This is a genomic window from Aeromicrobium chenweiae (genome assembly GCF_003065605.1).
Classification (GTDB): domain Bacteria; phylum Actinomycetota; class Actinomycetes; order Propionibacteriales; family Nocardioidaceae; genus Aeromicrobium; species Aeromicrobium chenweiae.
In genome coordinates this window covers 2,191,708-2,217,378 of record NZ_CP026952.1, presented here as the reverse complement: position 1 = coordinate 2,217,378, position 25,671 = coordinate 2,191,708, and the positions used below count along the sequence as shown (strand labels likewise).

30 protein-coding genes are annotated in these 25,671 nt (G+C 71.0%); 5 read left to right on the top strand and 25 right to left on the bottom strand.

The features are described 5' to 3' along the window. Window positions 1–9: 9 nt before the first annotated feature. The 15 genes from C3E78_RS10740 to C3E78_RS10675 form a co-directional block, all read right to left on the bottom strand. The gene (locus C3E78_RS10740; protein WP_268916155.1) at window positions 10–660 is read right to left on the bottom strand and encodes a M50 family metallopeptidase; all 651 of its coding nucleotides are present in this window, start codon (window positions 658–660) and stop codon (window positions 10–12) included. Between the two features lie 5 nt (window positions 661–665). Next, the gene (locus tag C3E78_RS18620; protein WP_235833596.1) at window positions 666–1,070 is read right to left on the bottom strand and encodes a tetratricopeptide repeat protein; all 405 of its coding nucleotides are present in this window, start codon (window positions 1,068–1,070) and stop codon (window positions 666–668) included. A 52-nt stretch (window positions 1,071–1,122) separates the two neighbouring features. Next, a complete protein-coding gene (locus C3E78_RS10735) occupies window positions 1,123–1,872 on the bottom strand; it encodes a hypothetical protein (RefSeq protein WP_108578282.1) in 750 nt (249 codons plus the stop codon). Between the two features lie 10 nt (window positions 1,873–1,882). After that, entirely contained in the window at window positions 1,883–2,503 is a 621-nt protein-coding gene (locus tag C3E78_RS10730) for an NAD(P)H-dependent oxidoreductase (protein ID WP_108578281.1), read from the bottom strand. Then, on the bottom strand, window positions 2,500–3,114 hold the full coding sequence (locus C3E78_RS10725; RefSeq protein ID WP_159085869.1) for a DUF998 domain-containing protein: 615 nt from the start codon (window positions 3,112–3,114) through the stop codon (window positions 2,500–2,502). Before C3E78_RS10725 ends, C3E78_RS10730 begins: the two co-directional genes overlap by 4 nt. A 32-nt stretch (window positions 3,115–3,146) precedes the next feature. Next, entirely contained in the window at window positions 3,147–4,316 is a 1,170-nt protein-coding gene (locus tag C3E78_RS10720) for a cystathionine gamma-synthase (RefSeq protein WP_108578279.1), read from the bottom strand. Next, window positions 4,316–5,689 carry a cystathionine beta-synthase gene (locus C3E78_RS10715; RefSeq protein ID WP_108578278.1) on the bottom strand — a complete coding sequence of 458 codons (1,374 nt, stop codon included), beginning with the start codon at window positions 5,687–5,689 and terminating at the stop codon, window positions 4,316–4,318. Before C3E78_RS10715 ends, C3E78_RS10720 begins: the two co-directional genes overlap by 1 nt. Window positions 5,690–5,705: 16 nt before the next feature. Next, window positions 5,706–6,233, bottom strand: coding sequence for a hypothetical protein (locus C3E78_RS10710; protein WP_108578277.1), 528 nt, complete (start codon window positions 6,231–6,233; stop codon window positions 5,706–5,708). A 239-nt stretch (window positions 6,234–6,472) separates the two neighbouring features. Further along, complete coding sequence (locus C3E78_RS10705) at window positions 6,473–7,006, bottom strand: DUF6318 family protein (protein WP_268916148.1); 534 nt, start codon at window positions 7,004–7,006, stop codon at window positions 6,473–6,475. Between the two features lie 133 nt (window positions 7,007–7,139). Continuing rightward, the gene (locus C3E78_RS10700) at window positions 7,140–8,408 is read right to left on the bottom strand and encodes a hypothetical protein (RefSeq protein WP_108578275.1); all 1,269 of its coding nucleotides are present in this window, start codon (window positions 8,406–8,408) and stop codon (window positions 7,140–7,142) included. Continuing rightward, entirely contained in the window at window positions 8,405–8,701 is a 297-nt protein-coding gene (locus C3E78_RS10695) for a hypothetical protein (RefSeq protein WP_108578274.1), read from the bottom strand. Before C3E78_RS10695 ends, C3E78_RS10700 begins: the two co-directional genes overlap by 4 nt. Continuing rightward, on the bottom strand, window positions 8,698–9,003 hold the full coding sequence (locus C3E78_RS10690) for an SAV_915 family protein (protein ID WP_108578273.1): 306 nt from the start codon (window positions 9,001–9,003) through the stop codon (window positions 8,698–8,700). Before C3E78_RS10690 ends, C3E78_RS10695 begins: the two co-directional genes overlap by 4 nt. A gap of 2 nt (window positions 9,004–9,005) precedes the next feature. Continuing rightward, a complete protein-coding gene (locus C3E78_RS10685) occupies window positions 9,006–9,794 on the bottom strand; it encodes a hypothetical protein (RefSeq protein ID WP_108578272.1) in 789 nt (262 codons plus the stop codon). A 77-nt stretch (window positions 9,795–9,871) separates the two neighbouring features. Then, a complete protein-coding gene (secD, locus tag C3E78_RS10680; RefSeq protein WP_108578271.1) occupies window positions 9,872–12,172 on the bottom strand; it encodes a protein translocase subunit SecD in 2,301 nt (766 codons plus the stop codon). Between the two features lie 55 nt (window positions 12,173–12,227). Beyond that, complete coding sequence (locus C3E78_RS10675) at window positions 12,228–12,572, bottom strand: hypothetical protein (protein WP_159085868.1); 345 nt, start codon at window positions 12,570–12,572, stop codon at window positions 12,228–12,230. 74 nt (window positions 12,573–12,646) lie between these two features. Here C3E78_RS10675 and C3E78_RS10670 point away from each other — a divergent pair, with 74 nt between their 5' ends. Beyond that, complete coding sequence (locus tag C3E78_RS10670; protein ID WP_108578269.1) at window positions 12,647–13,624, top strand: aldo/keto reductase; 978 nt, start codon at window positions 12,647–12,649, stop codon at window positions 13,622–13,624. A gap of 308 nt (window positions 13,625–13,932) precedes the next feature. On the opposite strand, the gene C3E78_RS10665 is transcribed toward C3E78_RS10670, so the two are convergent. Genes C3E78_RS10665 through C3E78_RS10650 form a run of 4 tightly spaced genes read right to left on the bottom strand, consistent with a single transcriptional unit; the run spans window position 13,933 to window position 17,363 of the window. Continuing rightward, window positions 13,933–14,523: a hypothetical protein gene (locus tag C3E78_RS10665; protein WP_108578268.1), complete on the bottom strand. Its 591-nt coding sequence runs from the start codon at window positions 14,521–14,523 to the stop codon at window positions 13,933–13,935. A gap of 51 nt (window positions 14,524–14,574) precedes the next feature. Then, the gene (gene efeU, locus C3E78_RS10660) at window positions 14,575–15,447 is read right to left on the bottom strand and encodes an iron uptake transporter permease EfeU (RefSeq protein WP_108578267.1); all 873 of its coding nucleotides are present in this window, start codon (window positions 15,445–15,447) and stop codon (window positions 14,575–14,577) included. 54 nt (window positions 15,448–15,501) lie between these two features. Next, the gene (locus C3E78_RS10655) at window positions 15,502–16,773 is read right to left on the bottom strand and encodes an HRDC domain-containing protein (protein ID WP_108578266.1); all 1,272 of its coding nucleotides are present in this window, start codon (window positions 16,771–16,773) and stop codon (window positions 15,502–15,504) included. Further along, on the bottom strand, window positions 16,770–17,363 hold the full coding sequence (locus C3E78_RS10650; protein WP_108578265.1) for a DUF3000 domain-containing protein: 594 nt from the start codon (window positions 17,361–17,363) through the stop codon (window positions 16,770–16,772). Before C3E78_RS10650 ends, C3E78_RS10655 begins: the two co-directional genes overlap by 4 nt. A gap of 67 nt (window positions 17,364–17,430) precedes the next feature. Here C3E78_RS10650 and hemE point away from each other — a divergent pair, with 67 nt between their 5' ends. Genes hemE through hemQ form a run of 3 tightly spaced genes read left to right on the top strand, consistent with a single transcriptional unit; the run spans window position 17,431 to window position 20,518 of the window. Then, on the top strand, window positions 17,431–18,474 hold the full coding sequence (gene hemE, locus C3E78_RS10645) for a uroporphyrinogen decarboxylase (protein ID WP_108578264.1): 1,044 nt from the start codon (window positions 17,431–17,433) through the stop codon (window positions 18,472–18,474). Window positions 18,475–18,476: 2 nt separating this feature from the next. Then, window positions 18,477–19,808, top strand: coding sequence for a protoporphyrinogen oxidase (gene hemG / locus C3E78_RS10640; RefSeq protein WP_108578263.1), 1,332 nt, complete (start codon window positions 18,477–18,479; stop codon window positions 19,806–19,808). Beyond that, on the top strand, window positions 19,805–20,518 hold the full coding sequence (gene hemQ / locus C3E78_RS10635) for a hydrogen peroxide-dependent heme synthase (protein WP_108578262.1): 714 nt from the start codon (window positions 19,805–19,807) through the stop codon (window positions 20,516–20,518). The genes hemG and hemQ overlap by 4 nt, the downstream gene beginning before the upstream one ends. Window positions 20,519–20,602: 84 nt before the next feature. On the opposite strand, the gene msrB is transcribed toward hemQ, so the two are convergent. From msrB to C3E78_RS10615, 4 genes are read right to left on the bottom strand one after another with little or no spacing between them, the layout of a single operon-like run. Continuing rightward, window positions 20,603–21,031 (bottom strand): peptide-methionine (R)-S-oxide reductase MsrB, encoded by a 429-nt coding sequence (msrB, locus tag C3E78_RS10630; RefSeq protein WP_108578261.1) that lies wholly within the window; start codon window positions 21,029–21,031, stop codon window positions 20,603–20,605. A 40-nt stretch (window positions 21,032–21,071) separates the two neighbouring features. Then, the gene (locus C3E78_RS10625; protein ID WP_108578260.1) at window positions 21,072–21,560 is read right to left on the bottom strand and encodes a hypothetical protein; all 489 of its coding nucleotides are present in this window, start codon (window positions 21,558–21,560) and stop codon (window positions 21,072–21,074) included. 38 nt (window positions 21,561–21,598) lie between these two features. After that, window positions 21,599–22,249: a pyrimidine reductase family protein gene (locus C3E78_RS10620; protein ID WP_108578259.1), complete on the bottom strand. Its 651-nt coding sequence runs from the start codon at window positions 22,247–22,249 to the stop codon at window positions 21,599–21,601. A gap of 9 nt (window positions 22,250–22,258) precedes the next feature. Then, window positions 22,259–22,588 (bottom strand): response regulator transcription factor, encoded by a 330-nt coding sequence (locus tag C3E78_RS10615; protein WP_108578258.1) that lies wholly within the window; start codon window positions 22,586–22,588, stop codon window positions 22,259–22,261. A gap of 68 nt (window positions 22,589–22,656) precedes the next feature. Between C3E78_RS10615 and C3E78_RS10610 the strand changes: the two genes are divergently transcribed. Then, window positions 22,657–23,493, top strand: a complete 837-nt coding sequence (locus C3E78_RS10610) for a PPK2 family polyphosphate kinase (RefSeq protein ID WP_108578257.1) — start codon at window positions 22,657–22,659, stop codon at window positions 23,491–23,493. On the opposite strand, the gene C3E78_RS10605 is transcribed toward C3E78_RS10610, so the two are convergent. Further along, window positions 23,494–24,552 (bottom strand): AbrB family transcriptional regulator, encoded by a 1,059-nt coding sequence (locus tag C3E78_RS10605; protein WP_108578256.1) that lies wholly within the window; start codon window positions 24,550–24,552, stop codon window positions 23,494–23,496. It abuts the gene before it with no gap. After that, the gene (locus C3E78_RS10600) at window positions 24,549–25,616 is read right to left on the bottom strand and encodes an acyltransferase family protein (RefSeq protein ID WP_108578255.1); all 1,068 of its coding nucleotides are present in this window, start codon (window positions 25,614–25,616) and stop codon (window positions 24,549–24,551) included. The genes C3E78_RS10605 and C3E78_RS10600 overlap by 4 nt, the downstream gene beginning before the upstream one ends. Window positions 25,617–25,671 lie beyond the last annotated feature (55 nt).

The following is a 25,671-nucleotide window of genomic DNA, read 5'->3' as shown; positions in this document are numbered from 1 at the left end:
CCCATCCAATCAGGGCGGCCCGACGAGCCAGACCGCGGCGGCCAGCGCAGCGCCGGTGAGCAGGATGAACAGGATGTTCCAGATCGGTGCGGGCAGGACCGTGAGCCGGGCGAGCACGTCGGCGTCGGACGTGCGGGTCCGTACTCTCCGTCGGTGCGGCCACAGCTCGATCGCGGTCCGCGGGGCGGCGACCAGCAGGAACCACGCGAACGTCAGCGCGGCGAAGTCCTGCACCCGCTCGGGCGCACGCCACACCAGCAGGGACACCGCCGCCGCGCTCAGAGCGACGACCACGAGCCCGAACCAGTTGCGGATGAACACCAGCATGAGCGCCAGCGTCACCAGCCCGGCGTACAGCGCCCAGGCGGTGCGGCCGCTCTCCACGAGGCCGACGGAAGCAAGACCCAGTGCTGCGGGGGCCAGGTAGCCCGCCGCTGCGGTCGCGATCATGCCGAGGCCCCGCGGCTTGCCGCTGGACACCGTGAGCCCCGAGGTGTCGGTGTGCAGCCGGATGCCGTTGAGCCGTCGCCCGGTCAGCACCGCCACGGCGGCGTGTCCCGCCTCGTGGACGAGGGTGACGACGTGACGGGTGACGGACCACGCCGGCGGCACGGCGATCAGCACGACGGCTGTCGCCGCTGCCGCCCACGTGGTGTCCAGGGTCGTCAGCCCATCGGGCGGTTGACGAGCTCGACGCGGGTCGCGTCCCGCGGGGAGGCGCCCATCGCCGCGGCGATGCGGTGGTGCACGGCGCCCTCGCCGTGACGGCTCTGCCGGTCCAGCGACAGCCCGAGCGCGGTCCGCGCCCATGCGCTGGTCGGCTCGAGCTCGACGAGGCGGCGGAACGCGTCCTCCGCAGGGCAGAGCTGGGCGGCCGCGAAGTGCGCGCGTCCCAGCAGCTCCCACGCCGCGGCGTGGTTGGGCTCGGCGTCGACGACCTTGCGGAGCACCCGGGCGGCGTCACGCGGGTACCGGGAGTCCAGCAGCTCCTCGCCGGTCCGGAACGCCTCGAAGATGTCCATCCCGGCGATCCTCTCGTCGGTGATGTTCGGAGTCAGGTAGATGGTCATGGTGTGCGCTCCTCTCGGTGAGTCGGTGCCGTCAACGCGGCGGGTCGGGCGTTCATTCCACGGACCGGGGCTCAGGCTCCGTGGGCTCCGGGGCGTCCAGCGTCGAGGTGGGCTCCGGGCGCGGCGTCGCGGTGGGCCGCGTCGGGGCCGGGGTCGCCGTCCGGGTGGGGGCCGGCGTGGACGCGGTCGGCGCGGGGTTCGGGTTTCCCGGGCGGTTCGGGTCGGTCGTCCGGTCGGTCCGGTCCGGGGCGTCCTTGTCCTTGTCCTTGTCGGAGTCGGAGTCGTCGTCGTTCTTGTTCGTGTCGCCGGAGTCGCCCTTGTCGCTCTTGCCCCCGCCGAAGGTGTCGCCGATCGTGGTGCCGCCGGACCCGCCGAGGGTCTTGTCGGACACCAGCTCGTACGTCGTGATGGCGCCGAGCGCGAGCAGCGCCACCACGACCGTGGTGATGATGATCGCCTTCCACCGCAGGGGCTTGTCCTCCTCGATGACCTCGGCACTCCGCACGGTCGAGCGCTCGCTCTCGGCGATGTCGTCCAGCGCCTCGGCGATCTCGCCGTCCTGGACCGTCCTCTCCACGAGCGTCCCGGAGGCGGTCTGCGCCAGCAGCGTCTTGCCCTTGTCGAGCGTCCGGGCGTAGATCGCCGAGCTGACCGTCGCCACGAAGCTGCCCAGGGCCACGCCGATCATCGTCCCGGCGACGCCGAGCCGTGACGCCAGCCACGCGGCGGTGACAGCGGCGAGCACGCTGCCGGCGACCTGCAACCAGGAGATCTCACTGAGCAGACCACGACGTTCAGACATGCCCTCCAGACTAGGAGACGGCTCCGAACGTCTCGGCGGCGAGCGTTCCCACCTCGTCGAGCCAGTCCGCGCGCTGCTCGTCCGATGACCCGGCCACCGGCCTCAGCACACGTCGGGTCACCTGGGGTGCGCCCAGGTACGGCGCGATGCAGCGCCCCCAGATCGACGCCAAGGGGTCCTTGTAGAGGTTCTCCTCGCGCTCGTCGGTGGTGTCGGAGGTGTTGACCACGAAGAGCTGCTGGATCGGCGCCAGTGGCTCGGGATACCCGGTGGCGTCCGCGAGCCGGTACGCGACTCCTGGCACGACGACCCGGTCGACCCACCCCGTGAGGATCGCGGGAGGCATGCCCCACCAGTTCGGGTGCACGACCACCAGGCCGTCCGCCTGCCGCAGCTCCTCGCGGTGCAGGCTGATCAGTGGGTCCTCCTCGTGCGCGAGCGCGGACTCGGTGGCATCCCCGCTGGTGCGGGACTCGTACGTCGCCAGGATCGGGTCGAACCGTTCCGCGTACAGGTCGTGGGAGCGGACCTCGTGCCCCAGCTCGATCAGCCGCTCGGCGACGCGCGCGGCCAGGGCATGGCAGAAGCTGCTGGGCCGCGGGTGGGCCAGCAGCAACATCACGTGACTCATGCAGGAATTCTGGCAGGGTCCGGGGTCGTGCGCTGGGGTCCAGGTCCGGCCAGTGCGAGCGCGATCACCGCGACCCAGGGGTGGCCCGGCCAGAGGGCCAGCCGCTCGAGCGCACCGACGTACGTCGAGGCGTCGGTGAGCAGCGACGTGGCGAACCCGGCAGCGCCCAGCGCGGACAGGCCGCCGACGACGATCGTGCTCCGGGACCTCAGGCTGAGCCCCATGAGGATCAGCGCCAGCGGCTGGGCCACGAAGATCGGCACAGCCACGAGACTGTGCAGCGCACCGTCCTCGTTCACGGGGGCGAGACCCACGCCGATCGTGCCGAGACCGGCCACGCACCACAGGACGACTGCCGCGCGCCCGGTCCAGCCGGGCAGGCGACGACCGCCCAGCAGCACGGCACCCAGCAGCAGCGTCAGGCCGAACCAGACGAACGCCACGTTCATCCCGGCGTGCCAGTCCGAGCACAGCACGTCGCCGCGGATCGAGCGGCACGCGGTGTTGCCGAGGTCGCTGATCGTGCTCCCCGCCAGCGAGTAGTCCCGCGAGGTGTGCCGCGAGACCACCAGCTCGGTGAGGACGTACAGCGGCTGGAGCGTCCAGAGCACCGCGCCGACGAGCGCGAGGCGACGTGAGGTGATCAGCTCAGTGCCTGCTCGAGGTCACCGATCAGGTCCGAGACGTCCTCGATGCCCACCGACAGCCGCACGAGGTCGTCCGGCACCTCGAGCAACGACCCGGCCGTGGAGGCGTGGGTCATGGCGCCGGGGTGCTCGATCAGCGACTCGATGCCGCCGAGGCTCTCGGCGAGGGTGAACAGCTCGGTGCGTGAGCAGAAGTCCAGGGCGGCCTGCTGGTCCTTCAGGCGTACGGACACCATGCCGCCGAAGCGGCGCATCTGACGTGCCGCGGCCTCGTGCCCCGGGTGCTCGGGGAGACCGGGGTAGAGGACCGACGAGATCGCCGGGTGTCCCTGCAGGAAGTCCACGACGGCCTCGGCGTTGTCGCAGTGCTGGTTCATGCGCACGGCCAAGGTCTTGGCGCCGCGCATCGTCAGGTACGCGTCGAACGGTCCGGGCACCCCGCCCGACCCGTTCTGCAGGAACGCGAACGCGGCGTCCAGCTCCTCGTCATCGGTGATCAGCGCGCCGCCGACGACGTCGGAGTGACCCCCGACGTACTTGGTCGTCGAGTGCAGCACCACGTCGGCGCCCTGCGTGAGCGGCTGCTGCAGGTAGGGCGAGGCGAACGTGTTGTCGACCACGAACGTCGCGGACGCCGCGTGGGCGATCTCCGAGATCGCGGCGATGTCACCGATGTTGAGCAGCGGGTTGGTCGGCGTCTCGATCCAGATCGCCTTGGTCGCGGGGGTGACGGCCGCACGGATCGCGTCGAGGTCGTTGACCGCCGCCGGGGTGTAGGTGATGCCCCACTGCGTGAAGACCTTGTCGATCAGGCGGAACGTCCCGCCGTACGCGTCGTCGGGGACGACCAGGTGGTCTCCGGGACGCAGCAGCGAGCGCAGGGCGGTGTCCGTCGCGGCCATGCCGGAGCTGAACGCACGGCCGTACGTGCCGTTCTCGAGCGCCGCGAGGTTGCCCTCGAGCGCCTTGCGGGTCGGGTTGCCGGTGCGGGCGTACTCGTAGCCGCCGCGCATGCCGCCCACGCCGTCCTGGGCGAACGTCGAGCTGGCGTAGATCGGCACGTTGACCGCGCCGTTCTCCGCGTTCGGCTCGTAGCCGGCGTGGATCGCCCGGGTCGCGAAGCCGTGCGTGCGGCCCTCGTCGCGTGCGCTCTCGCTGTTGCCCATCAGACGTGCACTCCCAGCAGGTCGTGGCGGGTCAGGACACCCAGCGGCTTGCCGTCCTCGACGACCATCACCGCGTCGCTGCCGCTGAGCGCCTTGAGCGCGTCGTCGAGCGTCTCGCCGGAGCCGAGCAGCGGAAGCGGCGGTTCCATGTGCTTGGACACCGGGTCGGTCAGCTCGGCCCGGCCCTCGAACACGGCGCTGATGAGCGCGCGCTCGTTGACGCTGCCCGCGACCTCACCGATCACGACCGGGGGCTCGGCGCCGACGACGGGCATCTGCGAGACGTTGTACTCGCGCAGGATCTCGATCGCGTCGCGGATCGTCTCGGACGGGTGCGTGTGCACCAGCGCCGGCAGGCCGCCGGTCTTGCCGAGCAGCAGGTCCCCGACGGAGATCTGGTGCGTGGTGCCGTCGAGCGGCTCCCGCAGGAAGCCGTAGGACGACATCCAGTCGTCGTTGAAGATCTTGCCCAGATAGCCGCGACCGCCGTCGGGCAGCAGCACCACCACGAGGGCGTCCGGGCCGGCCTCGGCCGCGACCTGCAGCGCGGCGACCGTCGCCATGCCGCACGAGCCGCCGACGAGCAGACCTTCCTCACGGGCGAGACGACGGGTCATGTCGAACGAGTCCGCGTCGGAGACCGCGATGATCTGGTCGGGGATGCTGGGGTCGTACGCGCTGGGCCAGAAGTCCTCGCCGACGCCCTCGACGAGGTACGGGCGACCGGTGCCGCCGGAGTAGACCGAGCCCTCCGGGTCGGCGCCGATGACCTTGATGTCGGGGTTCTTCTCCTTGAGGAACCGGCCGACACCCGTGATCGTGCCGCCGGTGCCGACGCCGGCGACGAAGTGAGTCACCTTGCCGTCGGTGTCCGCCCAGATCTCGGGGCCCGTGGTCTCGTAGTGGCTCTCGGGGCCGGCCGGGTTGGAGTACTGGTCGGGCTTCCAGGCGCCTTCGGTCTCGCGGACGAGCCGGTCCGAGACGTTGTAGTAGCTGTCGGGGTGCTCGGGCGGCACGGCGGTGGGGCACACCACGACCTGTGCGCCGTACGCCTTCATCGCGTTGCGCTTCTCGGTGCCGACCTTGTCGGGGCACACGAAGATGCACTTGTAGCCGCGCTGCTGCGCCACGAGGGCGAGGCCGATGCCGGTGTTGCCGGAGGTCGGCTCGACGATGGTCCCGCCGGGCTTCAGCGCGCCGGACGCCTCGGCGGCGTCGACCATCTTGACCGCGATGCGGTCCTTGGCGCTCCCGCCGGGGTTGAGGTACTCGATCTTGGCGGCGACCGTTGCCGATCCGGGTGCGGTCACGGAGTTGAGCCGGACCAACGGGGTGTTGCCGATCAGATCGACGATGTGGCTTGCAATACGCATGGGGCCATTCTTGCACTCACTGCTTCGTCAGGACCGGGGCCGCTTCCTTGACCTCCAGCTCTGCCGCAGGGCCCGACGCCACGAGTGTCTGACCGATCGTCTGCCATGCTCCGCCGTCGACCCGGTAGCGGACCCGGTAGGTGACGTCGACCCGTGCGCGGACGTGGTCGGAGGGCGCTCGGTAGCGGTGGGTCACGTCCATCGCGGGGTAGGGCCTGCCGGGCGTGGAGGTCGACCTGGTGGTGCCGTCGCCGTGGATCCAGCGGTAGCTCGCGGGTTCCGCCACGAGGTCGACGTCGTACCCCAGCAGGTCGATGCTGCGACTGAACGCCTGCGGCTCGGCGTAGAAGATGGTCTCGACGTTGACGAGTGTCTTTTCGCCCGGCTGGATCCGGACCTGCAGGCTGGGCAACCCGATCTCCCGTGCGGCCCGCAGGACGTCCCCGGGCGTCAGCTGGCGGCGGTCCGGTGCGTCGGGATCCTCGGGTTCGGTCTCTTCCGGTGTTGCGGCGCGGCAGCCGTAGATCGAGTTGTCGGGATCCACGCGGCACTGCATGTAGATGCGGTCGTAGGCGGGGTCGTTGGCCTGGGACGATCCGACGGGTTGTCCGTTGGCTGGGCGCGGTTGCGGCCGGCCAAGTGGAGCCGGACGAGTCACTTTGACTCCTTCCAACCGGACGGAGGGTCTGCGTTCGACCGGCTTAACGTCGATATCTCCGCGAGGTGGTGCGGACATACCTGAGAGCAGAACCGTTCCTAGCAACAGGCCGACGCTGAGCTCTTTCATTCGACCTCACCTAGCCCCAACTGCTGGAGACGCCATCCTTCGGCGGTGGCCTGCGCGGCGAAGCTGATGGTGTTCCGTTCGCCTTTCTCGCCAACCTCTTCAGCATCGGCTCGAGACCTGCTCGTCCCCTCGTCGACCATCACCTGGGTCGTCAAGTACGTTTCATCGTTGCCGACCTCGAGGTTCAGGTCACCGAGGTTCCACTTGCCGCCTTTGAAGTAGCCACCCGCGGCGTAGGTGTCCCGGTAGAGGTTGATGTAGCTCTGGCACCCCTTGCAGCTGGGGGAGGACAGGCGCGTGAGCTCTTCCACGTCGCCCGTTGCGGCTGCGTAGTTGAAGACGTCCACGTAGTGCTTGACGAAAGCGGCGGCGCCTTCGGGGGAGTCCTCGCGTGCCTGGTCGGGCATGGGCGGGGCCGTGGCCGTGGGTGTCGGAGTGGTGGCTGATCGCGCGGGTTCGACCGGCGCCGGGTCGGACGAGCAGGCACCGAGGGTCAACGCCGTGACCAGAACAATTCCCCCGAATCGCATGCTTGGAAAACTACCGAAATGCCCGCGATTCGGTAAGTCCCGCGAGGTCCTTCTGTGGATGACGGGCGTGGCGGCGCAGCACGCCGTCGCGTCCGCGGCTCGGGGCCACGCCGGCAGAATGACGTCCGGGCGCTCAGCCGAACAGGCCGCCGATCTTGTCGCCCACGCTGGACACCCCGTCCTTGATCGCGTTTCCCGTGTCGGCAAGGGCGTCGACGCCTTCTTCGAAGGCCTTGCCCACGTCGGGACCGTTCTCGAAGAGCGAGTCGATGGCGCCGTCCGAGAAGATTGCGATCCCCGCTCCGACGACGGTGCCGACGACAGCGCCGACGGCAGTTCCTGCGCCGGGGACGACCGAGCCGATTGCGGCGCCGACGGCCATGCTGGAGAGCATCGTCGCGCCCGCGCCGGCGGCGATGCCGACACCGGTCGAGACCCCCTGCGAGACCACGATCTGGGTGGTGGTCTCGCCCTCCTGGTAGTCGTTGTAGATGCCGAGGCCGAGGCCCGCCGGGCCGAGCACCTTGCCGGCCCGTCCCAGCACCTTGGGCATCTTGGCATCGCCTGCGAGGTGGCTCTGCCGCAGCAGGTCCTCGGCCTCGTCGAGCTTGCCGGCGACGGCCAGGCGGTCGGCCTCGAGCTTGGCGGTGTCCAGCGTCTTGAAGATGAGCCACTTGCGCTTGAGGTAGCGCTCGGGATGGGCCTGCAGGTCGTCGATCGCGCGCCGCGCCTCCTCGACGAGGTCGTGGGCGCGGCCGTTGAGCTTGCTCCGCTTACCGGCGATGCCGACGCCGATCGCGCCAGCCGTCGCGTCGCCGAGGATGTCGGCGGTGGTCAGCAGCCAGGACGCGTGCTGGCCGATCGTGTACTCGTCCTGCAGCGAGCGGCACGCGGTTGCGTACTTCCGGTCGATCCGGGTCGCCTCGCTCGACGCGTGGTTGTAGGCCTCGATCTTGTCCTGATGGGCGTCATAGGCGGCAACCTTGTCGTTGTGGACGGCCACCTCCTCGGGGGTGCCGGTGAAGCCGTCGGGCGGGCGGGCCGGTCCCGGGCCCGGGTCCTGGACGATGAACCCCACGACCGTGAGACCGGCGGCTGTCGCGTCGGTGCGGATCGTCGCCATGTCGTTCTGGCAGCCACGCAGCTTCTCCCCGAAGGCGTCGAGGTCGTCGGCCATCGTCCGCGCAGCCTTCTCGAGCGAGTCCGTCTTGTCGCGGGCGGCCGCCATGCACGAGGAGAACTGGTCGCCGGCCGGGCCCTGCCACGAGTCGTCGGCGGACTTGCGGGCGTCGTTCATGCCGTCGGCGGCACGTCCGACCGCCGGTGCCAGCGACCCGCGCAACCAGGAGCCGACCGACTCGACCGACCCCGGGCTGCCCTGGATCTCGGTGTCGACGCTCATTGCTCCATCGCCTTCTTGATGTCGGCGAAGTCGGCCTCGGCCTCGGCGTCGGCCCTCCGGTAGTAGTCCCCGCTGAGGCGCACGAGATCGGCGGCCGCGGTCGACGCCGTCGACACGTTGCCGGCGCTGTCGACGACCTGGCTGAGGAGGCTCGCGACGAAGCCGGTCATCGGGCCGGCGTCGACGCCTGCGGGCACGCTGCCGGCGAGGCCTTCGAGGTCGTCCGCTCCGCGGTCGAGGAGGGCGGCGATCGAGGTGAGGGTGCCGAGGTCGACGTCGATGCCGCCCGTCACGAGGTGGCCTCCGCCGTCTCCTCGCGCAGCCCGGGGTCGACGTCGACGAACAGCAGGTCGTAGGGCGTCTCGTCGTGGATGCGCTGGAGGGTGGGTACGTCGCACAGCATCCAAGGACTGCCGGGCAGGTAGAAGTCGTCCAGACGATCGGGCGCCGAGTACGTGTAGAGCGCCGTTCGGCCGTCCTCCACGTGATGCATCACGACCCGGCGCTGGTGCGGATCCGGTTCGTCCGTGGTCGGCACGTAGACGACGGGCGGCATGGCACGTCCGGTGCCGGACTCCGCGATGGTCGCGGTCATGGTCAACCCCTGGTGTGTCGACGTCGGGTGGCAGATCGTGGTGATCCTCCGAGCGGTCGAGGATCCTCGAGCCGGAGCTCGGTCCGCAGCCAATCGGCGATCTGCTCGGGCGTGTGGCCAGTCATGCTGGTGTCGAAGACCATCGTGCGGGGATCGTTGAGACGGCGCCGACGGCGCCAGGGTCGGGGTGGCAGCTTCTGCGTGGTGGCCGTGTCCACGTCGGCGATCACGAACCGGTCGATGGTCGACACTCTCGTGACGTGGTCGCGTCCGCACCGCCCGCGACCGTTGACCGTGTCGTGCACGAGATCGCCACGGGTGAGCCACAGCGCCTCGTTCCGTCGACGCCCGCTGAGCGACAGTCCCACCCGCACCAGGAACCAGGCCGCCGCTAGTGCGACGACCACGCTCGGCGCGAGCCAGCCGTTGCCCGCGGCCGCGCCGATCGCGGCGACGACGACCAGCACGATCCCCAGGCCGAGGTCGAGCGCCAGGTCGTAGCGCCACTCCCAGGGCCACGCCTCGACGCCTCGTCCCTCGTCCCCGTCGACACTGGCCGCGTGGAGGGTGGGCAGCTGTCCCACTCCCGCGAGCGCCGCTGTCACCGCGAGGGTGAGCACCGTCGCCGCGAGGGTGTACCAGCCCAGTGCCCGCACGGCGTGGACGTCCGCCGGCACCGCGACGAACGCCACGACGGTCAGGAATGCCCCGAGGGCGGCGAGCACGAGGTGGCTGGTGACCCGGCCCCACTTGGCTCGCCCGCCGAAACGAACCTCCCCGATGTCGGTCATGCCGGACACGATATGCCCGCTCGGGCGGGCGCGCACCCGTCAGACGACGGCGCCCGCCCGCCGCGCACGCGCACCCGTCAGACGACGGCCCCCGTGGTGTTCCTGCCGTCGTCGACCGAGGCGTACGGGTCGATGACCTTCTTCGGCGCTGCGTCCGGGTCGTGCGGGAAGCGCTCCTCGAGGACGACCGCCAGCGCCGAGGCGGTGAAGATCGTCGAGAGGATGCCGACCGAGAGCCCGATGAGCAGTGCGATCGCGAAGTCGGTGAGCGAGTCCCCACCGAGGACGGCGAGCGCCGCCAGGATGAACATCGCGCCGAGGCCCGTGTTGATCGTGCGGGGGATGGTCTGCAGGATCGCCTCGTTGACGACGTCCCGCAGTGGTCGCTTCCGGTTCTCCCTCGTGTGCTCGCGGATGCGGTCGAACACCACGATCGTGTCGTTGACCGCCAGACCGATGATCGACAGCACCGCCGCCAGGAACACGCCGTCGATCGGCTTGCCCCACCAGGCGAACACGCCGACCACCGTCAGCACCACCGAGGACATCGAGAGCACGGCCGCGGCCGCGTACGTCCAACGGAACCGCCAGGCCAGGTAGAGCATCTGCGCTGCGACCGCGATCGCGAACGCGATGAGGGCCTTGTCACGCAGCTCCTTGCCGAGGCTCGGCCCGATCAGCTCGTCGCGCTCCTTCTCGACGTCGCCGGCGACGCCCGCGAGCGCGTTCTCGATCTCGACGGCCTCGTCGTTGGTGATGTTGTCGAGGCGGACGCTGATGTTCTCGCGACCGTCCTCACCCGACGAGGACTGCACGACGGCCTGGGTGAACCCGGCATCGCTGACCGCGACGCGGGCGTCCTCGGCATTCACGGACTTGGACGTGGAGTACTCCAGCAGGCGTCCGCCGGTGAACTCGACGCCCAGGTTGAGCCCGCGGATCGCGATTCCACCGACCGAGACGACGGCCACGACCAACGTGATGATGATCCACGTGCCGCTGCGCTTCATGAGGTCCGGGCCGCTCTCGGTCAGCCACTTGCGGATCCGACCGGTGCCGGCCAGGCCGCTGATCGCCGGACGGTCACGGACGAACGAGCGTCGCATCGCCCACTCGCACAGGACGCGCGCGACCACCAGGGCCGAGATCATGGAGGCGACGACGCCGATCGACAGCGTGACGCCGAAGCCCTTGACGGGGCCCGAGGCGAAGAAGAACAGCAGGGCCGCGGCCAGCAGAGTCGTGACGTTGGAGTCGAGGATCGCCGACCAGGCCTTGTTGAAACCCGTGGTCAGCGCGGGGGAGAGGCCCGCCGAACGTCGCTCGGCGTACTCCTCCCGCGCGCGTTCGAAGACGAGGACGTTCGCGTCGATCGCCAAGCCGATCGCCAGCACGAAGCCTGCGAGTCCGGGCAGGGTGAGCGTTGCTCCGAGCCACACGAGCAGTCCGTACGCGATCAGGGCGTACGTGCCGAGTGCGATCGTGGCGAGCAGGCCGACCAACCGGTAGACGAACATGATGAACAAGCCAGTCAGGACGATGCCGATGATGGCTGCCTCGATCGAGGCGTCGATGGCGACCTTGCCGAGCGTCGGGCCGACGGTCCTCTGCTCGATGACCTCGACGGGCACCGGGAGCGCGCCGCCCTTGATGAGTGCCGCGAGGTCCTTGGACGTCTCGGAGGTGAAGTCGCCGGTGATCTGGGTCTGGCTGCCGCCACCGGATGTGCACAGGTCCGGCTGGACCGCGGGGGAGGAGATGGTGTCGTTGTCGAGCAGGATCGCGATGCGCTGCCCCGCTGCGGGGTTGGCGCAGGCGTCGGCGACCAGCTGCTTCCAGCCGCTGCTGCCGTCCTTGTTGAAGTCGATGTTGACGATCCACTGCCCGAGCGACTGCTGGTTCTGCCCGGCGCTGGCGTTCTTGACGCCGTTGCCGTCGAGGAGCTGCTTGCCAATCAGGATCGGGCGACCGTCCTCGTCCTCGACGATCCGCTCGCCCTTGCCGGGCTTGGCGTCCCCCTCGGGGACGGCGAGGACCTCGTGGAACGACAGCTGTGCGGTCTGGCCGATCACCTTGGCCGCTTCGCGCGGGTCCTGCACGCCGGGCAGCTCGATGATGATCCGCTTGTCGCCCGAGCGGGCGAGGGTCGGCTCGGCGACGCCGAGGGCGTCGACACGACCACGCAGGACGTTCAGCGCGCGGTCGGTGGACTCGGCGTCGGCCTTGACCCGGTCGGAGTCACGGGTCTCCAACACGATCTGGGTGCCGCCCTTGAGGTCGAGGCCGAGCTTGGCATCGAGCTTCAGGGCGAGCAGGAGCGAGACGGCGACGATCGCGAAGGCGGCGAGCGCACGCCACAACGGGGCACGGGATGACATGGGAGAACTTTCGCAGGTGACGCCGGACGGCGTGGGTCGGACGGGTGGGCGCAGCTCAGAGAGCCGGCGGCGCCCGTCCGGTCGGTGTCACGCCCGCGGCGTCGACGTACGTCGTCGTGTCCGTGCTCGCCGGGCCCCAGCCGGTGTCGGCCAGACCGGGTGCCTGTGACGGCGGGGTGGACGCGAGGTCGAGGTGGTGTGACGACGGTTGGTCGTGCTGGTGCGCGACGGGGACGTCGAGCTGACGTCCGGTCTGCTGCGGGGCCGCGGCATGCCCGGCGCCGGCGCTGACGCGGTGATGGACACCGCGGGCCGATCCACCGGTCGCGACCAGGAGCACCGCCACGAGGGCCATCATGAGCACGGCGGCAGTTCTGCGCGTCGCGGAGCTCATGATCATCTGGACAAGTCTACGGGAGCCGGGTGCACCACCGCAGGTGAGGCAGATCGCACTCGCTGCCTACGCTGCTTGGCATGACGCTCTCCTCTCGCACGCTCGGCTCCAGCGACATCTCGGTCCCGGCGGTCGGCATCGGTTGCAACGCGTTCGGCACGCGCATCGACTCCGAACGCACCACGGCGGTGGTGGCCGCCGCCCTCGACCACGGGGTCACGTTCTTCGACACCGCGGACACGTACGGCCGGGGGGAGAGTGAGACGCTCCTCGGGGCCGCGCTGGCGGGACGCCGCGACGAGGTCGTGCTGGCGACGAAGTTCGGCATGGACATGGGCGGGGTCAACGGCGACGACGGGGGACGGCGTGGGACCGCCTCGTACGTCCGCACCGCGGTCGAGGCGAGCCTGCGACGCCTCGGCACCGACCACATCGACCTGTACCAGCTGCACACCCCCGACCCGTCGACCCCGCTGGAGGAGACGCTGGGTGCGATGAACGAGCTCGTGGTCGAGGGCAAGGTCCGGGCGATCGGTTGCTCGAACCTGCAGGCCTGGCAGGTCGTCGACGCGGCGTGGATCTCCCGGACCCAGGGCCTGGCCTCGTTCGTGACGGCTCAGAACGAGTACTCCCTCTACAACCGCACCGCGGAGGTCGAGCTCGTCCCCGCGTGCCTCTCGCTCGGCGTCGGGATCCTGCCGTACTACCCGTTGGCGTACGGCCTGCTGACCGGCAAGTACCGGCGCGACCAGGCGCCGCCGGCGGGGTCCCGGCTCGAGCTGGCGTCGCAGACCGAACGTCTGCGCACCGCGGACTGGGACCGCATCGAGCAGCTCGAGGCCTTCGCGTCGGCACGGGGGATCACGCTGCTCGACCTCGCGATCGGAGGGCTGGCCGCCCAGCCCGCGGTCTCCAGCGTGATCGCGGGAGTGACGCGCCCTGAGCAGGTCGCCGCGAATGCCGCCGCGGCCGAGTGGGTGCCGTCGGCCGAGGACCTGGAGGAGCTGGCGCAGATCGGGCGACCGCGGCAGTCCTACACGACGTTCGCCCCGAGGTAGGGGCGGCCGAGCCGACCGGCGTTCGCCCTGGATCGACGCCGGTCGGCGATCGTGGCCGCTCCCAACCTCGTGGTCGTCACGCTATGGGGGACGACGGCCAGGACGGGCCGAAACGGGCGAAGTCGACCAGATCTGGTCCGGGAGGACCATGCCACCTGATCACAACGAGGGGCACGCCGGGCTGGGAAGCGCCTCACGGCGCATGGCCGCTCGAAGCGGCTAATTTTGGGACCCGGGGCTACCGCAGCCCGACGCGTCCACCAGCCTAACCGAGCCCGCGGACGACACAAGCACCGACGGTGTGACCCTCAGTGCAGCTCGCCGGCACGGTCGAGCTCGGCGGCCCGGCGCAGGTGCAGGGCGGTGTCGACGAGCCGGGCCGCGCTCTGGGCATCTCCGCCCTCGAGCTGCGCGCGACCGACCCCGACGATGTGGGCGAAGGCCGCGGCGCGGTCGAGCGTGACGTCGAAGTGGGAGCCGACGATGCCGCGGACGACGGTGTCGACCAGGGCGATGACCTCGTCGGGCCCCGGCGGGTCGACGACGCCGGCCAGCACCTCGTGCACCGGGGCGTACGCCTTGCCCGCCGCGAACTCACGGGCGGCCTGGTCGGGCTGGCGGTGCACCCAGGTGCGCAGCAGGTAGAGCCGCCAGAGCGCACCGGCCAGGCTGTCGGACGCCGCGTGCGACCACAGCTCGGCGATGACGCCGAGGCCCTCCTCGTCGGCGAGGTGCAGCACCCGGTCGACGAGTCCCTGGTCGTCGACCGTGCGCGGACCCCGGACGAGCAGGTTCGCGATGCGGTGACCGGCGGCGGTCACCTCGGCCGGATCGCTGCCGCCGGTCTGCGCCTCGAAGAGGGCAGGTCCGGGCAGCGAGGGCTTCTTGTACTCGTTCATCGAGTCGCGTGTGGTGCCGAGGTCATGGAGCCACGTTAGCGGCGGACACAACTACCGGACAGCGTCGACGCGCTTGTCGGCCGCGGCGCCGCTGGGGGGTCCGGCCGGCTTGCGGGAGTACAGCCACAGCACGGGGAAGAGGTAGCAGGCCCAGCCGATGACCTGCAGCCACGACGGGTTGGGCTGGAAGTTCACCGTGCCCTTGAGCAGGGTGCCGTACCAGCTGTCCGGCGGGATGGTCGAGGAGATGTCGAAGACCGCGTTGCCGAGGTGGGAGATGCCGCCGACCTGGAAGGTGAGGTGCGGCAGGAACCGCGCCTCCTGCAGGTCGTAGATGCCGTACGCCAGCACGCCGGCCGCCACGATGATCAGCAGGTAGCCCGTGACGGTGAAGAACTTGCCGAGGTTCACGGTGATGGCACCGCGGTAGATGAGGTAGCCGAGCACTACGGCGACCAGCAGCCCGCCGGCCGCACCGATGAACGGCGTCGCGGTGTAGGCGTCCGCGACCGTGCCGTACATGATCGCGGCAGTCTCGAGCCCCTCGCGCCCCACGGTCAGGAACGCGACGAGCGCGACCGCGAGCGGTCCGAGGGTGACGGCGTCCGCCAGCTCGCTCTCCAGCTCCTTCTTCAGCCCGCGTGCGGTGCGCCGCATCCAGAAGATCATCCAGGTCACCAGGCCCGCGGCGAGGATGGACAGCGTGCCGCCGACGAGCTCCTGCGTGCGGAACGGCAGGGAGCCGATCGCGAGGTTGATCGCGGTGAACGCGATCACGACCAGCGCGATCGCCGCGGCGATCCCCATCCAGATGTAGCGGATGTGGTGCCGGCGGTCGGTCTTGACGAGGTACGCGATCAGGATGCTGACGACGAGGCTGGCTTCCAGACCCTCTCTGAGTCCGATGAGGAAGTTGGCGAGCACCTCACGAGTGTAAGGCTAGGCAACCCTGCGTCGAGGCGGCAGCGTCCTGTGAGGTCACGAAGAAACGTCGGCGAGGGCCTCGGCCAGCGGTGCGGCGACAAGCCCCACCTGCCACCTGCGTGCGCCCTGGTCGCGCAGGGCGGCACCCACCGTCTCGGGCGTGATCTCGGCGGGCGGCTCCCACGCGAGGTTGCGGACCAGCTGCGGCGAGATGAGGTTCTCGGTCGGCAGGTCGTGCTCCTCGGCGAGTGCGGTCACCACCTCGCGGCTGCGGGAGAGGCGATCGGCGGCGGCCGGGTTCTTGTCGGCCCACGCCCGCGGCGGCGGTGGCCCGTCGATGCGCTGGTTGGTGGTCGGCAGCTTGATCTCGGCGATCGCCAGACCGCGCTCGATCGCGTCGAACCACTCGCTGGCGAACCGCCGGGGCCCGCGGTTGCGCATGATGCGCATGCTCTTGAGCGCGGCGACGTCCTGCGGCGGCGACGTGGCCAGCTCGAGGATCGAGGCGTCGGGCAGGATGCGGCCCGGGGTGGTGTCCCGCTGCTCGGCGATGCGGTCGCGGGTCTCCCACAGCTCTCGGACCAGGCCGAGCGCCCGGCGTCCGCGTGCCTTGTGGATGCCGGACGTGCGGCGCCACGGCTCCTTGCGCTCCGGGGGACCCTGGAACAGCAGCAGGGCCTCGAACTCCTCGGCGGCCCATTCGCGCTTGCCGGCCTTCTGCAGGTCCTCGTCGATGAGGTTGCGCAGCTCGATGAGGACCTCGACGTCGAGCGCGGCGTAGACCAGCCACGGCTCGGGCAGGGGACGGGTCGACCAGTCCGCGGCGGAGAACTCCTTGGCCAGGCTCAGCCCCAGGTAGTGCTCGACGAGCGCGGCGAGCCCCACGCGGGGCAGGTTCAGCAGGCGGCCGGCGAGCTCGGTGTCGAACAGGGCCTCGGGGTAGAGACCAACCTCGGCCAGGCACATGAGGTCCTGCGTCGCGGCGTGCAGGATCCACTCGTTGCCGTCGAAGGCGGTGTCGAGGGGGACGAGGCTGTCGAACGCCGTCGGGTCGACCAGGTGCGTCCCGGAGCCCTCACGCCGGATCTGGATCAGGTAGGCGCGCTGGGAGTAGCGGTAGCCGGAGGCGCGCTCGGCGTCCAGGGCGATCGGCCCGGTGCCGGCGGCGATGCGCTCGCACGTGTCCTGCAGCAGCTCGGGGGTGTCGACGACCGGGGGGAGCGGGTCGCGCAGCTGCAGGCGCGGCGCCTCGGGGACGACGGGCTCGGGTGACTCGTCCGGGACGCTGCTCGTGTCGTCGGGCCCGGTCTGCGGATCAGTGCTCAACGCACACCACGCCTGCGCTGCAGCGGGACGACGCCGGGTGCCAGGGGTGGCAGGCCGGCGATCGCGCACAGCAGGTTGGACCAGGCGGCCGCGTGGCCGCCCATGTCGGAGGGCGGCTGGTGCATCGACGGGGTCCACGACGCGCGCACCTCGATCTGGGCGTCGCCGCCGTCCTCCTGCATCTCGCCGAAGCCCTCGGACCGCACGACCGTGACGCTGCCACTCGCCGCGGAGTAGGCGCTGCCGAAGGCGTCGAGCGCCTCGGTCAGCCAGCTCCAGCCGACGCTGGGCAGGACCGGGTCGGCGGCCATGTCGGCCTCGATGTCCGCGCGGGCGAAGGTGACGCAGCGGAACGTCCCGCCCCACGCGTCGTTGCCGGCCGGGTCGTGCAGAAGGATGAAGCGACCGGTCCCGAGCTCGTCCTCGCTGACCACGACGTCGCCGCTCATCGCGTACGCGTGCGGGGCGATGCGTTGGGGCGCGGGCATCTCGTCGACCACGACCTCGGGTCGAAGGACGGCTTGCCGCACCTGGCCGACCGCGTCCGTGAACTGGGCCGGGGTGCGGTCGATCTCACTTCTGACTCCCACCCTGTGATGGTAGGCGCGTGCGGGTCAGGGCTGGGCCTCGACACTCCGCACGACCTGAGAGACTGCCATGGTGAGCATCCCTACCCTGACCGACAGTGCGTTCCTGCAGGCCTGCCGCGGCGAACGTCCCGCGCACACCCCCGTCTGGTTCATGCGCCAGGCCGGTCGATCGCTGCCCGAGTACCTGGCGATCCGCGAGGGCACGACCATGCTCGACTCCTGCTTCCGCACCGACATGGTCGTGGAGATCACGATGCAGCCCGTGCGCCGCTACGGCGTCGACGCGGCGATCTTCTTCTCCGACATCGTGGTGCCGCTCAAGGCGATCGGGGTCGACCTGGACATCGTCCCCGGCACCGGACCCGTCGTGGCCGAGCCGATCCGCTCGCAGGCGCAGCTCGAGCAGTTCCGTGACATTGAGCCCGACGACATCGCGCCGATCACCGACGCGGTCACGGCGCTGGTCGGCGAGCTCGGCTCCACTCCGCTGATCGGTTTCGCCGGGGCGCCGTTCACCCTCGCGTCCTACCTCGTCGAGGGCGGACCGTCGCGGGACCACCGCCTGACCAAGCAGCTGATGTACTCCGACCCCGAGCTGTGGCACGCGCTGCTGGCGCGCATGGCCGCGATCGCGAGCCAGTTCCTGCGGGCGCAGGTCGAGGCCGGCGCGTCGGCGATCCAGCTGTTCGACTCCTGGGCCGGGGCGCTCTCGCTCGCCGACTACGAGACGTACGTCAAGCCGCACTCGGCCACGGTGCTCGCGTCGGTCGCGGACCTCGACGTCCCCCGCATCCACTTCGGCGTCGGCACCGGCGAGCTGCTGCACTCGATGGGCGACGCCGGGGCGGACGTCGTCGGCGTGGACTGGCGCGTGCCGCTCGACGAGGCCGTGCGCCGCATCGGTCCCGACAAGGCCGTCCAGGGCAATCTCGACCCGACCGTCGTGTTCGCGCCGACCGAGTTCATGCAGGCGCGCGCCGCGGAGGTCATCGAGGCCGGCCGCGCCGCGAAGGGACACGTGTTCAACCTCGGCCACGGCGTGCTGCCGGCGACCGACCCCGACGCGTTGGCCCGGCTGGTCGACTTCGTCCACGGCTACGAGACGGCGTAGTCATGAAGGTCGCCGTCGTCGGTGGAGGCATGGCCGGGTTGGCCGCCGCGTACGAGCTCGCGTCCTCGGGCGCCGAGGCCGTCGTGCTGGAGGGGTCCGACCGTCTCGGCGGCAAGCTCCGCCTCGGCGAGGTCGGCGGCCTCACCCTCGACCTGGGCGCGGAGTCCGTCCTCGCGCGTCGTCCCGAGGGCCTCGACCTGATCCACGCGGTCGGTCTCGACGACCGGGTCGTCCACCCCGCCACGACGACCGCCGCGATCTGGACCCACGGTGCGCTGCGCCCGATGCCGCCCACGGTGATGGGCATCCCCGCCGATCCCGCCGCGCTGGCCGCCTCCGGCATCGCGGAGCTGCAGACGCCCCGGCTCCTGCCCGTGCCGGACCACGACGTCTCGGTCGCGGAGTTCGTCACCGAGCGCCTGGGCCGTGACGTGCTGGACCGGCTCGTGGAGCCGCTGTTGGGCGGCGTCTACGCCGGGACCACCGACCACCTGTCGCTGCGGGCGACCACACCGCAGATCGCGGGCCTGGGGGAGGACCTCATCGCGGCCGCTGCGGCGAACCGGGCCGCCGCGACCAGGACCGGACCGGTCTTCGCCGGGCTCGTCGGCGGCATCGGCCAACTGCCGGCCGCTGTCGCCGCGACCCCGGGCATCGAGGTGCGGCTCGACGCGACCGTGCGCGCCGTCGCGCGTGCCGGCGACGGATGGCGGCTGTCGGTCGGCCCGACGACCGACGTCGAGACCATCCACGCCGACGCCGTCGTGGTCGCGGCCCCCGCACCCGCCGCGGCACGGCTGCTCGCGGTCGACGCCCCCGCAGCGGCGTTCGCCCTCGCGGCGATCGACTACGCCAGCATGGCCATCATCACCTTCGTGCTGGACGACGCCGAGGTGCCCGAGGGGTCGGGGTTCCTCGTCCCGCCCGTCGACGGCACGTTCATCAAGGCGGCCACGGTGTCGTCCAACAAGTGGGGCTGGGTCGGCGCCTCGGGCCGCACCGTCATCCGCACGTCGGTGGGACGTGCCGGCGAGTCCACGCTCCTTCAGTACAACGACGCCGACCTCGCGGCCCGGGCGCTCGCCGACCTGCGCCAGGCGTTCGGCGCCCTGCCCGACCCGATGGACCAGGTCGTCCACCGGTGGGGCGGGGGACTGCCGCAGTACGACGTCGGGCACCTGGACCGGGTCGAGACGATCGAGCGGTCCGTCGCCGAGGTCCCGGGCCTCGAGGTCTGCGGCGCCGCCTACCGCGGGGTGGGCATCCCCGCCGTGATCGCGTCGGGACGGGCTGCTGCCCGCCGGTTGCTCGACGCTGGGACAATGGCCTCATGACTGCTGCGCCGATCCCCAACAAGGGCAAGCTCGCCAAGGACATCAACGAGACCATCCGCTACACGATGTGGTCGGTGTTCCGCCTGGACCGCGTGCTCGGCGACGCCGACCGGCAGGCCGAGGCCGCCGAGGTCGATGCGCTGATCGCCAAGCTCGCAGCGGAGGACACCATCGTCCGCGGCACCTACGACGTCAGTGGCCTGCGCGCCGACGCCGACCTGATGATCTGGTGGCACGCATCGACGAGCGAGGCGCTCCAGGCGGCCTACAACGCGTTCCGCCGCACGGCACTCGGCTCGCGCATGGCCCCGGTCTGGTCGCAGATGGCGCTGCACCGGCCGGCGGAGTTCAACCGCTCGCACATCCCGGCCTTCATGGCCGAGGAGCAGGTGCGCGCGTACGTCTGCGTGTACCCGTTCGTGCGGTCGTACGAGTGGTATCTGCTGCCCGACGACGAGCGCCGCGCCATCCTCAAGGAGCACGGCATGGCCGCCCGGGACTACCCGGACGTGCGCGCCAACACCGTGGCCTCGTTCGCCCTCGGCGACTACGAGTGGATGCTGGCCTTCGAGGCCGATGAGCTGCACCGCATCGTCGACCTGATGCGCGAGCTGCGCGCGACCGAGGCGCGTCGGCACGTGCGCGAGGAGATCCCGTTCTACACCGGCAAGGCGCACACGGTCACCGAGCTCACGTCCCTCTGGCCCTAGACCCCGCAGCCCCGCTGGGCCTGACGTTTGTGCAGACACGCCGTCGGCGTGTCGGTCAGAACGTCAGGCCCAGCGGGGTGGGGGCTACTGGGCGTCGGGCTGCAGGGTCAGGCTGATGCCGTTGATGCAGTAACGCTGGTCGGTCGGGGTCGCGAAGCCCTCGCCCTCGAACACGTGCCCGAGGTGGGAGCCGCAGTTCGCGCAACGGACCTCGGTGCGGACGCCGCCGAACAGCGAGCGGTCCTCGATGTACTCGACCCGGTCCTCGGCGAGCGGGGCGTAGAACGCCGGCCAGCCGCAGTGGGCGTCGAACTTGGTCTCGCTGCGGAACAGCTCGGTCCCGCAGGCGCGGCACGCGTACACGCCGACCGTCGGGTCCGTCTCGTAGGACGACGTGAAGGGGCGTTCGGTGCCGGCCTGGCGCAGGACCTGGTACTCGGCCGGGCTGAGCTCGGCCTTCCACTGCTCGTCGGTCTTGTCGACGGCGTACGTCTTGTCGCTCTGCTGGGTCATGCCCCCAGCGTACGGGGGCGGCCCAGTCGGGACGGGCCGCTCAGCGCTGGGCGTCGAACGGCACGTGCTCGAGCAGGTGGACGCTCGGGACGTCGAGCTTGCGCTTCGCGCGCGAGGTCCAGTCGAGCTGCAGGAACTCCTTCACGAGGTGTGGCTGCGTGAGGATGATGACCTCCGACGACCCGGTGTCCTTCACGAGCGCGAGCAGCGCGTCGATGGGATCGTCCTCGGTCAGCGTCACCGTGACCTGCTGACCTCGCTCGACCAGCAGCGCGGCGCTCGCGTCGAGCTCGTCCTGGCCGGCGCTGACGACGTGGTGCTGCACCTCGTCGAGGTCGCCCGGCTCGGTCAGCGGCACCACCTGCCCGCCCAGGGCGCCCATCGAGGAGGCCAGCACGGTCGCGTCGTTCTCCACCGGCAGCAGCAGGTGGTAGCGGACGGTGTCGTCGAGCCCCTCGTGCAGGGCGATGATCTGGTCGGCGTCGAGGTCGTTGAGCTCGCGCTCGATGAGCAGTGCCACGTCGTACATGTGCGGTGTCCCTTCGTTGGTGCCAGCGTACGGGTGAGCTAGGTGCGGTCGCGCACCCATCGGGTGAGCAGGACGCCGTCGACGTCCAGCGCGTGCCCGAGCGTCATGGGACGGTCGACCGCCTGCGGGCCGTGGGCGATCCGGGGCGCGCCGCCCGCCGCGAGGACGGGGGCGATCGTGAGGCACACCTCGTCGACGAGGTCCAGGCCGACGAGGTCGCCGTGCAGCGTGGGTCCGCCCTCGCAGAGGACGTGGCGGAGACCCCGGGAGGCCAGCTCGTCCAGCACGGCCGGCCAGTCGATCTCGCCGTCTCCCGCGGCGATGACGTCGAGAGTCGAGCGGAGGCGGGCCAACCGGTCGGCCGGCGCGTCCGCGGTCGTGATGACGATGTGGCCCGGGACGACGAGCGCCTCCGGCACGTCGAGGCTGCGGCTCACCACCGCGATCGGGACGCCGGCCGGGCCGTAGCCCTCGGTGCGTGCGGTGCCGGCGCCCACCACGACCACGTCGGCCAGGGAGCGCAGGATGCCGAAGACGTGGGTGTCGACGTCGCCGCCGAGGGGACCGGAGCGGCCGCCCGCGTCGTGGGCGGCACCGTCAAGGGTCGCGACGAAGTTGGTGCGCACCCAGGGACGGTCCGACGCGGGGTAGGCGTACAGCCGGCGGATCTCGTCGTCGTCGGGAGTCACGCACCCACCCTAGGACGTACGGCGCTCGGACGGCGTCAGCCCGTGCTCGTGCGAGAAGACCACGATCTGCACCCGGTCACGCAGCCCGAGCTTGCGCAGGATCCCGCCGACGTGGGTCTTGCCGGTCGACTCGCTGGAGAAGATCTCCTCCGCGATCTCGGCGTTGCTGAGTCCGCGGGCCACCGCGGCGAGCACCTCGCGCTCGCGGTCGGTCAGGTCGGCGTACCCGGCGGGGACCGCCCGCCGCTCGCGGAACGTCCCCTCCAGCAGGGTCGTGAGGTCGGCGGGGGCGAGGACCGCGTTGCCGGCGTGGGCTGTGCGGATCGCGTCGCACAGCATCGCGGGGGTCGCGTCCTTGAGCAGGAAGCCGCTGGCCCCGGGCGGCGTCGCGAGGGCATACTGCGGACATGTCGCCGACCCTGAGCTCGCAGCTGACCGTGTCCGGCCCGATCGACCTGTCGGGGTACGACTCGCGGGCGACGACCGGGTTCGACGGCAAGAAGGCCGATGCGAAGAAGGCGCTCGCCCGGCTCGGCGACGAGCTGGGCGACCTGCAGGAGAAGCTGTTCGCGGCCGGGCGCACCGGGTCGCGCAGCACCCGGGTGCTCGTGGTGCTGCAAGGCATGGACACCTCAGGCAAGGGCGGGATCGTCCGCCACGTGGCCGGCCTGGCCGATCCGCAGGGCCTTGCGATCACCTCCTTCAAGAGCCCGACGCCGGCCGAGCTCAAGCACGACTTCCTGTGGCGGGTCAGGAAGGCGCTGCCGGAGCCGGGGATGATCGGCATCTTCGACCGCTCCCACTACGAGGACGTCCTGATCGGCCGGGTGCGCGAGCTCGCGTCGCCGCAGGAGCTTGAGCGGCGCTACGACGCGATCAACGCGTTCGAGCAGAAGTTCACCGACTCCGGCGGGGTCCTGGTCAAGTGCTTCCTGCACATCACCAAGGACGACCAGAAGGACCGGCTGGCCGCACGCCTCGACGACCCGACCAAGTACTGGAAGTACAGTCCCGGCGACCTCGACGAGCGCGAGCTGTGGAGCGACTACCAGGAGGCGTACGAGATCGCGCTCGAGCGCTGTGGCGAGGCGGCTCCGTGGCACCTCGTGCCGAGCGGGCGCAAGTGGTACCGCAACTGGGCCGTCGCGACCCTGCTGCTCGAGCAGCTCCGCGCCCTGGACCTCGACTGGCCGGCGCCGGACTTCGACGTGGCCGCGGAGAAGAAGCGACTCGCCCGGATGTAGCTAGCGCTCGCGGCGGGTCAGCCACTGACCCAGCAGCGGGGCCGCGAGCAGCACGAGCAGCAGCCGGATGATCTGCACGGCCGTCACGAACGTGACGTTGCCGCCGGTGTCGGCCGAGGTCGCGAGGACGGCGTACAGCCCGCCGGGGGTCGTCGCGAGGTAGGCGTCGAGCTCGGAGACGCCGGTCAGCTCGGCGAGGAGGACTCCGAACGCGGCGCAGGTCCCGATGATGATCGCGATGACGAGCAGGGCCGTCGGGAGCATCCGGCCGATGGCCTTGAGGCTGTCCAGGGTGAACCGCAGCCCGACCTGCAGACCGATGAGCAGGAAGCCGACCGCCTGCACCCACACCGGGACGTCGACGTCCGCGAACACGGGGACGGCGCCGAGCGCGACGGAGGCCAGCAGGGCGCCCAGCACGGCGGGGGACGGCAGGTGGAGGACGCGACCGGCCACGAGACCGAGGCCGACGGCCAGCACGGAGTAGACGACGCCCGCGGTGGTCGTGACCGGGGACACCGCGCCGGCGGCCGTCCCGGTGTCGGCGTCGAAGACCATCGACACCGCTGCGGGCATCGCCAGGAGGACCACCAGCACGCGGAGGTACTGGATGACCGTGACGACGCGGTCGTCCGCGCCGAGGTCGTGCGCGACCGCGGTCATGCCGGAGGCGCCGCCGGCCACCGAGGCGAACGACGCCGTGACGGGGGTGACGCCGCGGTGCAGCCGCAGCAGCTGACCGGCGAGCACGCTCAGCAGCAGCGTGACGACCGAGATGACGATGACGGCAGGCCAGTCACTCCCCAGGTCGGCGAGGACGTCGAGGTCCACGGACGCGCCGACCGTGACGCCGATGATCGCCTGCGCGATCGTGAAGGTCCACCCGGGCACCGCGACCGTCCGGCCCGTCGCGAGGGCGAAGACGAGCCCCCCGAGCAGTCCGCCGAACAGCAGCGCGGACGGGAAGCCGGCGATGGTCAGGAGTATCGAGACGCCCGCCACCAGCGTCGCCAGGATGATCCACGAGACCGCGGACTCGCGGGTCGGACGGGCGCTCACGCACCCAACGTAGATCCTGTTCGAGAGCCGCGCCGCGACGGCAGCGCGAACAGCGCGGTCAGGTGGGCACGGAGCAGCACCCGGTGCAGCAGCAGGCAGACCCCGACCAGGACGGCGGTGAGCAGCGCAGGCTCCACGACGGCCAGCACCGTCACGCGGGGTTCGAGCGCCCGCAGGGGTCCGTCGAGCAGCCGGTCCAGCACCGCGAGCAGCGGCAGGTGCATGACGTAGATCGGCAGCGTGCGGGTGCCGAGCCCGCCCAGCGCGCGGGTGGTCCGGGGGAGGTGGCGGGACGCCAGGACAGCCGCGGCGACCCCGCACGCGGTCGCCAGGACGGAGACGAGCGGCCACACGCCGAACCACCGCTGGGCACCGAGCAGCGCCATGAGACCCAGTGCGACGGCGTACGCGAGAGCGGCGAGGCCCGCGCGCGGCGTGGTCGTGGTGCGGGCGTACGCCTCGATGGCGGGTCGCAGCCGGAGTCCCGCGAGGAAGAAGGCGAGGTTCTGCAGCACCTGCCCGCGGTTGCCCGGGACCGGGACGAGGTGCGCGGCAGCCACCGCCGAGAGAAGGAACGCGGCGGCGAGCAGCCACGCGGTCGGCACACGCCGGGTCACGCGTGCGACGACGAAGTACAGCGCCAGCGCCAGCAGGTACCAGAGGTTCGTCGGGCTGATCGTGAGCTCCTCGACCAGCTCACCCACGCCGCGGGCACGCGCGGTGTCGAACGACGGCGCCTGCGTCAGGACGGCGGTGTGGATCAGCAGCCACACGACGTAGAGGTAGCCGAACTTCGCGACCCGGGTGCGGGCCAGCACCCGCCACGGGCGGCCGACCGCGCTGACGGCGAACAGGCCCGAGACCGTGAAGAACAGCGGCATGCGCAACGTGAGCAGCTGCTCGCCGAGGGTGCCCCAGGCGCCGGAGACCGGGAGCGAGGTGTCCCAGTCCACCTGCTGGTAGTGCTTGGCGACGACGTGCCACAGGACCACCAGCAGGATGCAGACGCCCTTGGCGACGTCCGGCCAGGTCTCGCGGGGTCGGGGCGTGCGGAGGTCAGGCATGACCTCGACGCTAGGAGCGCCCGATCCGCCGCGGATCGCTCTGGAGGGCCGATCT